The sequence below is a fragment of the Faecalibacterium intestinale genome, from assembly GCF_040096575.1.
GTDB lineage: Bacteria > Bacillota > Clostridia > Oscillospirales > Ruminococcaceae > Faecalibacterium > Faecalibacterium intestinale.
Map to the genome: position 1 here is coordinate 48,799 of NZ_JBBMEN010000007.1, position 11,820 is coordinate 60,618.

Below are 11,820 nucleotides of genomic sequence, written 5' to 3' on the forward strand. Positions count from 1 at the left end.
GCATCTCCTTTGTCAGGTTGTTGTGTGGGGGTTACGGCTTTCGGTCAGAACAGGCTCTACGATGAGCAGGGTGCTGTGGATCTCGGTAACGCGGCAAAGCGCACCGGGGTCAAGGGTGTCGCCGGGGGTGGCGCAGCGGGCGTTCCAGTCCACGCCGTCCAGCCGCACCCGGCCGGGGACTTCGGCGGTGACAGGGGAAAGCACGATGGCCTCCCGTCCCAGATTGCGGTCGCCGTTGGTGGCGGTATGTTTGAGCCGCAGCTTTGCCGCCAGCGGGCGGAAGGCTGCAAGGCACAGGATGCTTACCACCAGAAAGACCACCGCCTGCACCCGGAACGACCCGGTGAACACGCAGCACAGCAATGCGGCGGCGGAGCCGATGGCAAACCAGATGGAGGTCATATTAAAGGTGCTGGCCTCCAGTGCCAGAAAGCCCACGGCTGCAGCCAGCCAGAGAATGGGGGAGATCTGCATGGTATGTTACCTCCTTATGCTGCTATTATACGGCATCCCCTTGGGGGAAGGTCAAGAGTTTTTTACTGGAACGTTGCACAGAAAACAAAATATAGACAAAAATGGAAAAGAAAGGATGAAAATGGGACAGCAAAACACCCAAAAGGTATTTCGCTGTCCCGAAAAATTGATTTACTGGATATCGTAGTAGCTGTGGTTGGGGTTGTGGCCGTTTTCTTCCACCACGATGGTAAAGCCCATGGGGTTTACCTCGGTGTGCTTGCCACTGGCCAGCGGCTCCACGATGATGTGCTCAGAACGGTTCACGATGATCTCCGCAGTCTCGGTCTTACCGATGCGCTGGTAGTGCAGAATGCCGTCCTCAGCCCGCAGCACCCGCAGCTCTCCGGTGCGGAAGGCTTCGCAGCTGTGGCGCAGCTGCGCCAGCTGTGCCAGCACCGGGCGCAGACGCTCCTCGTGGCTGTCCCAGCAGAAGAAGGCGCGGTTGAAGGGGTCGCGGTAGCCCTGCATCCCGATCTCGTCGCCGTAGTACAGGCATGGTACGCCGGGCAGGGTGTAGATGATGGCATAGGCCATGCGCAGGCGCAGCATCCCTTCCTCGTAGGCTTCGCCGGTCACGCTGCGGCCGCTCTGCCACTCCCGGCCGCGTCCGTTGGCGGGCTCGTCCGCGATCACGGTCAAAGCGCGCTCGGTGTCGTGGGTAGACAAAAAGTTCAGTGCCGTGTTGATGGCAGGGGCAGGGTAGTGCTCGCAGATGGAAAGGATCTCGTTGGCGGCCTGCTGGGCAGGTTTGCCCTTGACAAAATCCAGCACGGAGTTCTTGAAGGGGTAGTTCATCACGCTGTCCAGCCCCTTGCCCAGCAGGTAGGTGCGGCGGTGGTCAAAGCCGAACTTGGTTGTGGCGTCCTCCCACACCTCGCCCAGCAAAAACTTTTCCGGGCTTACCCGCTTGACGGCGGTGCGGATCTTCTCAATAAATTCGTCCGGCAGCTCGTCGGCCACATCCAGACGGAAACCGGCAGCACCCCGACGCAGCCATGTGTCGATGACGCCGCCCTCGCCGGTGATGAACTCCACAAAGGAGGGGGTCTCCTCGTTGACCTCCGGCAGGGTCTCGAAGCCCCACCAGCTGCGATAGCCGCCCTTGTACTTGGAGTCAAAGTCGTACCAGCTGCGGTAGGGGGAGTTGGGGTCGCGGTAAGCGCCGCCCTCGCCGTAGCGGCCCTCGCGGTTGAAGTACCGGCTGTCGGAGCCGGTGTGGCTGAACACGCCGTCCAGCACGATGCCGATGCCGTACTTGGCGGCCTCGCGGCAGAGCACCTCAAACTCCTCGTTGGTGCCCAGCAGCGGGTCCACGTTCAGGTAGTCGGCGGTGTTGTAGCGGTGGTTGGAGTGCGCCTCAAAGATGGGGTTCAGGTACAGGTAATCCACGCCCATCTCCCGCAGGTAGGGGAGCTTGATGCGGATGCCCTCTAAATCGCCGCCGAAGTAGTCCTCGTTCAGGTGGCCGCCGGTCTCGTTGGGCTGCCAGAAGGGCTCGGCGTGCTTGTCGGCCTGATACAGCCGATCCGGGAAGGGCATGGGCTTGTTCTCAATGCCCTCACAGAACCGGTCCGGGAAGATCTGGTAGAACACCTTGCCCTTGATGCATTCGGGCGTCTGGAAATCCGGCTCGTAGACCGTGATCTGCCAGCTTTCACCCTCCTGCCAGCTGACCACGCCGCAGTTGTCTGCCCCGCGCACGATGCGGCGGAAGTCGGTATACAGATCAAAATAGTAGAAGTATAGGCCCGGGTCGCCCAGCACAACATCCACCGAGAAATGGTTCTGGTGGGGTGTCTGGCCGTCAAATTTCATGCGGTAGTGCACGGGCACATCGTATTTGCCCTCCTTTTGCAGTACAAGGTGCGGGTCCACATAGCCCAGCTCCTCGGGGATGCACAGGGTCAGGTGCACGCTCTGCCCGGCGCGCACGGCACCAAAGGGCTGCTTAAAGTAGGGGTCGTAGCTGTTGAACAGACAAGACAAAAAAGATCGTCCTTTCTCAAAAAAGCCCCGGCGGGCGAAATGCCACCGGGGCTTTGCGGTTTTACAGGGGAAAATTACTTGCCCATGGGCACGGGGGAAGCGTACCAGATATCGCGGGCGTAGTCCAGCACGGCGCGGTCTGCGCTGAAGATGCCGCTGTTGGCAATGTTCTTCAGGCTCATGCGGGCCCAGGTCTCGCGGTCAGCATACAGCTTCTGCAGGTCGGCCTGTGCACGGCGGTAGTCCTTGAAGTCTGCCATGACCATGTACGGGTCGCTGCTGCGCAGATTCTCGGTGACCTCGTGGAAGTTCTCACCGTTCCAGCCGCGCTCCAGGAAGTTCAGGGCGCTGTTGGCCACGTCGTCGCCCATGATAAAGGCGTTGGGGTGGTAGCCCACCTGCTTCAGGTTGTTCACCTCGGGGGTCAGCATACCAAAGATCAGCTCGTTCTCCTTACCGGCAGCATCGGCGATCTCCACGTTTGCACCATCCAGAGTGCCCAGCGTGATGGCACCGTTCAGCATGAACTTCATGTTGCCGGTACCGGAAGCCTCGGTGCCTGCCAGAGAGATCTGCTCAGAGACCTCGGCAGCGGGCATCAGGTGCTCGCTCAGGGAGACACAATACTCCTCCAGATACACCACGCGCAGCTTCTCACGCACGGCGGGGTCGTTGTTGATCAGGTCGCCCAGCTTGCAGATCATGCGGATCATCTGCTTTGCCATGTAGTAGCCGGGAGCAGCCTTTGCGCCGAAGATGTAGGTCTTGGGGATGAAGTCGGCGTTGGGGTTCTCCTTCAGGTACAGGTACTGTGCAGCGATGTTCAGCGCATTCAGGTGCTGGCGCTTGTACTCGTGCATACGCTTGACCTGGCAGTCAAAGATGGAATTGGGGTCGATGACCTGACCGGTGCTCTTTGCCAGATAGCTTGCAAAGTCCTTCTTGTTGGCCAGCTTGATCTCGTTCAGCTTCTTCAGCACGGTCTTGTCGTCGGCGTACTTGTTCAGCTTGGTCAGATCGGAAGCATCGTGCTTGTAGCCGTCGCCGATGGTCTCGTCCAGCAGCTTGCACAGACCGGGGTTAGAAGCCAGCAGCCAGCGGCGGTATGCAATGCCGTTGGTCACGTTCTTGAAGGCGTTGGGCTTGAACAGGTAGTAATCGTGGAAAACGCTCTCCTTGATAATCTCGCTGTGCAGCTTGGAAACGCCGTTGATGCTGTTGGCGGTGTAGGCGCAGATGTTGGCCATGCGCACCTGATTGTCGCCGATCAGTGCCATGTAGTCGATCTTGCCCTGATCGCCGGGGAAGGCCTTTGCCAGCTCCTCGCGGGCGCGGCGGTCCATCTCCACCACAATCTGGTAGATGCGGGGCAGGGTCATCTTGAAGATGTCCACGTTCCACTTCTCCAGAGCCTCGGCCATAACGGTGTGGTTGGTGTAGGAGAACACCTTCTGGCAGATGTTGAAGGCCTTGTCCCAGTCAAAGCCGCACTCATCCAGCAGGATGCGCATCATCTCGGGGATAGCCAGAGTGGGGTGGGTGTCGTTCAGCTGGATAGCGACCTTGTCGGGCAGGTTCTCCAGCGTAGCATAGCTGGACAGGTGGTTCTGCACGATATCGCCGATAGAAGCAGCGGACAGGAAGTACTGCTGACGCAGGCGCAGGATCTTGCCCTCAACGTGGTTATCGTTGGGGTACAGCACCTTGGAGATGAGCTCGGCGTTGGCGTTCTTGCTCATAGCGGTGTTGTAGTTGCCCAGAGAGAAGCTGGACATATCAAAGTCCGGGGCCTTTGCCTGCCACAGACGCAGCTTTGCAACGCCCTTTCCGTCGTAGCCCTGCACATACATATCGGAGGGGATAGCCATGACGCTGTTGTAGTTGGTGTGCTGGATGTAGTGGAAGCCGTTGTCCCAGTTCTCGTGGATCTCGCCGTCAAAGCGGATCTCCACAGCCTGATCCGGGTGGCTCTTCAGCCACACCTGACCGCCGGGCAGCCAGTTGTCGGCGCGCTCCTGCTGCCAGCCGTCCACGATCTTCTGCTTGAAGATGCCGTACTCGTACAGGATGGAGTAGCCGGTGCCGCAGATATCGGTGGTGGCCATGCCGTCCAGATAGCAGGCTGCCAGACGGCCCAGACCGCCGTTGCCCAGACCTGCATCGGGCTCTTCCTCAAAAATGCTGTCCAGATTGATGTCGGCGTCAGCCAGTGCCTTCTTGGCAACCTCGTCCAGACCCAGATTGAACAGGCTCATCTTCAGGCTGCGGCCCATCAAGAACTCCATGCAGAGGTAGTAGACCTGCTTGGTGCCGGTGCCGATAGCCTTGGACTGGAACTTTTTGTGGTTCTCGCTCATCATCTGACGGCAGATCAGAGCCAGAGAGCGGTAGATCTGCTGGTTGGAGGCAACATTCAGCTCCACACCGTACTCACTGGTGAGCTTGTCCTGAAGAATTTTGCCAAATTCTTTTGATGTCATAGTGTGCTCCTATCCGCATAAGCGTTTGCTTTGCTAAAATAATTGAGTAGATAATAGCAGCAGAAACGTTCCCTCTTTCGCCCGGCTGCCAACATAACAACGTTATTATAATATGAACGATTTATAAATGCAAGGAAACAGGCGCTTTTTTTCCGTAACTGCTATTTTTTCAGGCCACTTTCTGACAAATATGCCGAAATTTCAAAAATTACACTTTTTCTTGCGGCGTATTTATATTATAATAGAGGGTAGAACTGAACCGCGAAACGTTTTTCGGGGAGTAATTCCGGCAGTAATGGCACAGGAAACTCCGCCGAAACGTTTTCGAAAGCCGAAACGTTACCGGGAACGGTGCCAAATTCCGGTAAAATGCAGAACAAACGGCCTTGCGCCGTACAGATACAGGATAAAAAGGGGAAAACACCATGGTAAACAAGGTAAGGGTCAACATCGCGGGCACACCGTATGCCATCGCCACCACAGATTCGGAAAAGTACATCCTCGGTCTTGCCAAAAAGCTGGACGAGGACATCACAAAGCTGCTGGACACCAATGATAACCTTTCGGTGACCAAGGCGGCGGTGTTCTGCGCGATGGATTATCTGGACGAATACCGCAAGAGCACCGGCAGTGCCGAGAATATGCGCAGCCAGATCCAGGACTACATTGCAGATGCAGCCCGGGCAAAGCTGGCCGAGGACAAGGCATTGGCCGAGAATGCCGTGCTGCGCCGGGAAGCTGCTGCCCTGCGGGAGCAGCTTGCCAAGGAGCGCCAGCGCGAGACCCGCCGGGAAGAACGCGCCGCCCGCGCTGCGGCAGAGACGGCACAGGAGCAGTCCGCAGCCCCGGAAACCCCGGCGGCAGACAGCGCGCAGGCAGACGAGACCAACTGAATGTACCTTATATAAATAGAAGTCAGAAGGAGAACTATGGCAAGGATCGAGATCTTAGCCCCGGTGGGCAGTGAAGAAATGCTCCGCGCGGCGGTGTTCAGCGGCGCGGACGCAGTATATCTGGGCTTTTCGGGTTTCAACGCCCGCACGGGTGCCGGCAACTTTGATGCAGACAGCCTGCAGGAGGCGGTGCGCTTCTGCCACGCCCGGGGCGTGGCGGTGCACGTTGCGCTGAATACGACCGTGTACGGCACGGAATTGTCGGCGCTGGAGCAGGCTATCCGGGCGGTGGCGGCCAGCGGTGCGGATGCGGTCATCTGTCAGGATCTGGCAGTGGCTACCTTAATTGGTAAGATCGCCCCGCAGCTGCCCCGGCACGGTTCCACCCAGATGAGCGTCCACACCCTGCAGGGCGCACTGGAACTGAAGGAGCTGGGCTTTACCCGGGTGGTGCTGGCGCGTGAGCTGAGCCTGCCCGAGGTGGAGCATATCACAAAGCACTGCGGCATCGAGACTGAGTGCTTCATCCACGGTGCGCTGTGCATGAGCGTGAGCGGCCAGTGCTATATGTCCGCCTTTCTGGGCGGACGCAGCGGCAACCGGGGCTCTTGTGCGGGACCCTGTCGTCTGCCCTTTGAAGCCAACGCCCTGCCGGAGGGCAAGCCCGGGCGGCTGCATCACCTCTCCCTCAAGGATAACTCTGCCATCGACAAGCTGGACAAGCTGCAGGCGCTTGGCGTAGCATCGGCAAAAATAGAGGGTCGTCTCCGCACGCCGGAGTATGTGGCGGCGGCGGTCAGCGCCTGTCTGGCGGGCCGCGAGGGCCGCGCCTACGACCGCGACCTGCTGAAGAACGCTTTCAGCCGCTCCGGTTTCACCTCCGGGTATCTGGACGGAAAAATCGACGGCACGATGTTCGGTGTGCGCAGCGAAGCCGACGCCGAGCTGACCAAAAAGACCCTGCCCATGCTGCGCGAGCTTTACCGCCGCGAGCGCTCCCGCGTGCCGGTGCAGATGAAGCTGGAAATTGAGGAAGGCGGCGAAAAGCTGACCGTTACCGATGCCGATGGCAACAAGGCCTTTGCCTATGGGGACGCCGAGCCGCAGCCTGCCCGCACCGACCCCACCGAGAGCCTGAACCGCAGCTTGGCAAAGACCGGCGGCACGCCCTTTACGGCAGAGAAGATCACCGTGGAAATGGACGGCGGGTCGTGGTTCATCCCCGGCAGCGCCGTAAACGAGCTGCGCCGGGAAGCACTGGATGTCCTGCTCAAAAAGCGGGAGGTGCTGCGCCCGTGGCCTACCACCGAGGAACACGTTGCCGCCCTGCCGCAGCGTACCCTGCCGCCTCACCGCACCCTGCGCGCCCGGTTCGAGCGCTGGGAACAGGTGCCGGAGCGGGCACTTGACGGAGTGGAATACCTCATCCTGCCCATTGCGCAGGCCGACCGTGTGCCCCGGGAGTGGCGGGCTAAGACCATTCTGGAGCTGCCCCGGGTCATGTTTGGTGCGCTGGAACAGGACACCGCCCGTCGCATCGCAGCCACGCAGGATGCGGGCTTTGCCGGGTACGAGGTCAGCAACATCGCCCATCTGCGGCTGTGCCGTGGGCTGCCCATGACCGGCGGCTTCGGGCTGAACATCACCAACAATGCGGCGGCGCAGTTCTATGCAGAGCAGGGGCTTTCCAGCCTGCTTATTCTGCCGGAGGTAAAAGATAGCGATATTGCGTCCATTGCACCCACCCGGAACGGGAAGCCTGTGCCCACGGGCGTGATGATCTACGGTCATATGCCGCTGATGCTCACCCGCGCCTGCCCGCTGCAGAACATCCACGACTGCGCCCACTGCGACAAGACCGGCGTGCTGACCGACCGCAAGGCCAAAAAGTTCCCGGTGCGCTGCGGCCTTGGGGTGCGCACCATCTATAACCCCGTGCCCATCTACATGGGTGACAAGCCCGGTGCACTGGCGGTGGACTACGGTGTGGCCTACTTTACGCTGGAATCCCGCGAGGAAGCAGCGCAAATTTTGGAAATGATCCGCACCCACGCCCCCTTTGAGGGCGATTTTACCCGCGGCCTGTATTTTAAAGGGACGAACTGACAGGAAGCTACCGGCATTGTCTCAAGCTTTGCCAGCGAAAAAACAGAAAAATGAAACGAGGTTATACGATGGAACCCATCACTGTAAAATATAAGGTACTGGATGCCCGGGCAAAGGTGCCCGCCTATGCCACCCCCGGCGCAGCTGCCGCCGACCTGTGCGCTGTGCTGGATGCACCGCTGACCGTTGCCCCCATGCAGCGGGTGCTGGTACCCACCGGCCTTGCCATCGAGCTGCCGGGTGCCCACAGCGTAGCGTTGGTGTACGCCCGCAGCGGCCTGTCCATCAAGCACGGCCTGTGCATGGCCAACGGCGTGGGCGTGGTGGACAGCGACTATCGCGGCGAGCTGAAGGTGCCCATGGTCAATCTGGGTGCCGAGGCTTACACCATCCAGCCCGGCGAGCGGGTGGCGCAGCTGTGCATCGCTCCGGTGTACACCGCCGCCTTTGTGCCCGCCGAGGAGCTGGGCGATACCCAGCGCGGCGCGGGCGGCTTTGGCTCTACCGGCCGCTAAAGAAGGGAACACGGAGAAAATGAAGGAAAATAACCTGATCTTAGCCTCTGGCAGCCCCCGCAGACGGGAACTGCTCTCCCTGTACACCACCGATTTCACCGTCTGCGTCAGCGATTTTGACGAGAGCGCCGTCACAGCACCCACCCCGGCGCAGCTGGTGGAGCAGCTGGCTATCGGCAAGTGCCTTGCGGTGGCAAAGCAGCACCCGGATGCCGTTGTCATCGGCTGCGACACGGTGGTGGATGTGGATGGCACCGTGTTCGGCAAGCCCCGCGATGCAGAGGACGCCAAGCGGATGCTGCGTGCCCTCTCCGGCAAGACCCATCAGGTACACACCGGTGTGTGCATTGCAAAAGGGGACAGGGCAGAGCATTTTGTGGACAGCTGCAAGGTGACCTTTTTCCCGCTGGGGGAGGAGGAGATCGCGTTCTACACCGCCACCCCGGAGCCTTACGATAAGGCCGGTGCCTATGCCATTCAGGGGCGCGCAGCCCTGTGGCTGGACCGCATTGAGGGCGACTACTACACCATTATGGGGCTGCCGGTCAGCCGCACCGTACAGCTGCTGGCGCATTTTTTGTGAGAAAAATGGAAAAATGATAGAAAACTTGCCGAAACGCTTGAGAAATGAAGCACTTGCGGCTATAATAGAACCGTGTTATTCTGCGCAGGAGGGTCTGTTTGCAGCAGACTGTCCGGCATTCTGGGATAGATTTAAGGAACGATCGTAAGGAGATTTGGAACAATGAGTTTTCTGTCAAAGGACGTTGGCATTGATCTGGGTACTGCCAATACTCTGGTCTACATGAAGGGCAAGGGCATCATCATGCGTGAGCCCTCGGTCGTGGCGGTGGACACCAAGACCGACGAGGTGCGCTGCGTGGGCGGCGAGGCAAAGGCTGTCATCGGCCGTACCCCCGGCAGCATCGTGGCGGTGCGTCCCCTGAAGGACGGCGTCATCGCTGATTTCGACATCACCGCAAATATGCTGGAGAACTTCCTCAAAAAGGCCTGCGGCAACAGTATGTTCTCCCGTCCCCGGGTGGTCATCTGCATTCCCTCCGGCGTTACCGAGGTGGAGCGCCGCGCTGTGCGCGAAGCTACCCTGAAGGCCGGTGCCCGTCAGGTGTCTGTGATTGAGGAGCCCATGGCTGCTGCCATCGGTGCAGGCCTGCCCATCAGCGAGCCCACCGGCAGCATGATCGTGGATATCGGCGGCGGCACGGCAGAGATCGCCGTCATCTCTCTGGGCGGCATCGTGGCCTCCCGCAGCGTACGCATGGCCGGTGATATGTTCGATCAGGCTATCATCGCCTTCATCAAGCGCAAGTACAACCTGCTCATCGGCGAGCGCACTGCCGAGCAGATCAAGATCGAGATCGGCTCTGCCTATGTGCTGGACCCGGAGCTGACCATGGAGATCAAGGGCCGCAACCTTGTGGACGGCCTGCCCAAGAACATCGTGGTGCACTCGGAGGATGTGCGCGGCGCTCTGCTGGAGTGTCTGGTCAAGATCACCACTGCCATCAAGGAGACGCTGGAGCGCACCCCGCCGGAGCTGAGTGCGGATATCATCGACCGCGGCATTACCCTGACCGGCGGCGGCGCTCTGCTGCGCGGTCTGGATCAGCTGATCCAGAGCGAGACCGGTATTGATGTGCATATTGCGGAGGATCCGCTGGACTGCGTGGCCAAGGGTGCCGGTGCGGTGCTGGATCATGTGGACGTGCTGCATGATGTGCTGGACACCGATGGAGGACATATGTAAGAGCGGCTCTCTGGGGAGAGTGCTGCTCAGAATGCGGAAAAGTTTCAGACACAGCAGCTGTGCGTTTTTTCCGCTGCAAACACTGCATCTTGCGCGGATGGCACGGCTGTCCGCGCTTTTTTCATGCAAGGGCCTGCGGTAGAACGCGGGCATCCCGACAGGAGGGAAGGACCCTTTGAAAGATTTTTTTGATACCTGGAAATTCAAGATCCTTGTGGCCGTGGCGGTATTTCTGGTGGGCATCATGGCCTACGCCGGTGCCAACGGACGCCTGACCGCTGCCCCGCAGGAGCTGCTGGGCGTGATCCTGACCCCTTTCCAGAAGGCGGCGTCTGTGGTCAGCGGCGGCGTAGGTACGGTGTGGGAAAAATACACCAGCATCGACAAAGTCATGGAGCAGAACGAGCAGCTGGAAACGGAAAACGCCGAGCTGCGCCAGCAGATGGTGGACTACGACCGTATCAAGGCTGAAAACGAAGCCTACAAGGCGCTGGCCAATATTCAGAAAAAGAACAGCAACGCCACCTATGTGTCCGGCTTTGTCATCGGACGCGACCCGCTGGACGAGTTTGGCGGTTTCACGCTGGACAAGGGCACCGCAGACGGTGTGGCGGTGAACAATGCCGTCATCAGCGACCGGGGCTATCTGCTGGGCATGGTGGTGGAAGCCGACCCGACCAGCTGCAAGGTGATGACCATCCTGCACCCCAGCTTCAATGCGGCGGGCGTGGTCTCCCGCACCCGGGAAAACGGCATCCTGAACGGCAACACCACCTACGCGCCGGACGGCCTGTGCACCCTGACCAATCTGGAGCGCAGCACCGAGACCCGTGCGGGCGATCAGGTCATCACCACCGGTCTGGGCGGGGTGTTCCCGCCGGATCTTCTGGTGGGCACGGTGCAGGATGTGGTGCCGGAAGCCAGCGGCAAATCCTCCATTGCGGTGGTGCGCCCCGGTGCCGACCCCCGCACCGCCAAGCACGTTTTTATCATTACTGCGTACTAAGGAGGGCACACTGCTATGGAATCTCGCCGCAAGCGCAGCCGCAGCCAGCTGCTGAAGTGGGGCTGCTATGTGCTGGCGCTGTTTGTGTGCGCCGCGTTGCAGACCACGCCCGGGCTTTTTCAGTTGGGGCAGGCAAAGCCGCTGCTGGTGCTGCCGCTGTGTCTGGCGGTGGCAGTATTTGAAGGAGAGTTCGCCGGGGCGCTGCTGGGCACGGTGGGCGGCCTTTTGTGGGACTACGCCGCCGGGCGCACGGTGGGTATGCTGGCGCTGGAACTGCTGCTGCTCTGCTTTGGGGTATCGGTGCTGGTGCAGCTGTATCTGCAGGTGAACCCCGGCAACTTTGCCGCCGTAAATACTATGACGGCGCTGCTGGTGCTCTCGCTGGACTGGCTGTTTTTCTATTATATGCCGGGCTATGCCGGCGCTGCGCTGCGGTACATTGCCTTTGTACTGCCCAGTGCGGTGCTGACCCTCCCGGCGGCGCTGCTGGCCTTCTGGCTGGTGCAGCGCATCCATGACGGGTTTGGGATCGACAACGGTGTGGTCTAAC

At 60.0% G+C, this 11,820-nt stretch carries 10 protein-coding genes; 7 read left to right on the forward strand and 3 right to left on the reverse strand.

Going from position 1 to position 11,820, the window contains the following annotated elements; translation table 11 throughout:
* Positions 1–12 precede the first annotated feature (12 nt).
* The 3 genes from WMO20_RS07455 to WMO20_RS07465 form a co-directional block, all read right to left on the reverse strand.
* Complete coding sequence (locus tag WMO20_RS07455; protein ID WP_097779655.1) at positions 13–474, reverse strand: NfeD family protein; 462 nt, start codon at positions 472–474, stop codon at positions 13–15.
* 171 nt (positions 475–645) lie between these two features.
* Positions 646–2,502 (reverse strand): glycoside hydrolase family 13 protein, encoded by a 1,857-nt coding sequence (locus tag WMO20_RS07460; protein ID WP_349186311.1) that lies wholly within the window; start codon positions 2,500–2,502, stop codon positions 646–648.
* 74 nt (positions 2,503–2,576) lie between these two features.
* The gene (locus WMO20_RS07465) at positions 2,577–4,982 is read right to left on the reverse strand and encodes a glycogen/starch/alpha-glucan phosphorylase (protein ID WP_349186315.1); all 2,406 of its coding nucleotides are present in this window, start codon (positions 4,980–4,982) and stop codon (positions 2,577–2,579) included.
* 425 nt (positions 4,983–5,407) lie between these two features.
* Here WMO20_RS07465 and WMO20_RS07470 point away from each other — a divergent pair, with 425 nt between their 5' ends.
* The 7 genes from WMO20_RS07470 to mreD all read left to right on the forward strand — a co-directional run bounded on the left by WMO20_RS07470 (position 5,408) and on the right by mreD (position 11,819).
* On the forward strand, positions 5,408–5,875 hold the full coding sequence (locus WMO20_RS07470) for a cell division protein ZapA (protein WP_308562051.1): 468 nt from the start codon (positions 5,408–5,410) through the stop codon (positions 5,873–5,875).
* A 36-nt stretch (positions 5,876–5,911) separates the two neighbouring features.
* Entirely contained in the window at positions 5,912–7,981 is a 2,070-nt protein-coding gene (locus WMO20_RS07475; protein ID WP_349186323.1) for a U32 family peptidase, read from the forward strand.
* A 68-nt stretch (positions 7,982–8,049) separates the two neighbouring features.
* Positions 8,050–8,496, forward strand: a complete 447-nt coding sequence (gene dut, locus WMO20_RS07480) for a dUTP diphosphatase (protein WP_055185030.1) — start codon at positions 8,050–8,052, stop codon at positions 8,494–8,496.
* A gap of 19 nt (positions 8,497–8,515) precedes the next feature.
* Positions 8,516–9,079: a Maf family protein gene (locus WMO20_RS07485; RefSeq protein WP_112090337.1), complete on the forward strand. Its 564-nt coding sequence runs from the start codon at positions 8,516–8,518 to the stop codon at positions 9,077–9,079.
* A gap of 162 nt (positions 9,080–9,241) precedes the next feature.
* The gene (locus WMO20_RS07490) at positions 9,242–10,264 is read left to right on the forward strand and encodes a rod shape-determining protein (RefSeq protein ID WP_112090338.1); all 1,023 of its coding nucleotides are present in this window, start codon (positions 9,242–9,244) and stop codon (positions 10,262–10,264) included.
* 175 nt (positions 10,265–10,439) lie between these two features.
* Positions 10,440–11,270 (forward strand): rod shape-determining protein MreC, encoded by an 831-nt coding sequence (mreC, locus tag WMO20_RS07495; RefSeq protein WP_349186326.1) that lies wholly within the window; start codon positions 10,440–10,442, stop codon positions 11,268–11,270.
* A 15-nt stretch (positions 11,271–11,285) separates the two neighbouring features.
* Positions 11,286–11,819, forward strand: a complete 534-nt coding sequence (gene mreD, locus WMO20_RS07500; RefSeq protein ID WP_349186328.1) for a rod shape-determining protein MreD — start codon at positions 11,286–11,288, stop codon at positions 11,817–11,819.
* The last annotated feature ends 1 nt before the right edge of the window (position 11,820 follow it).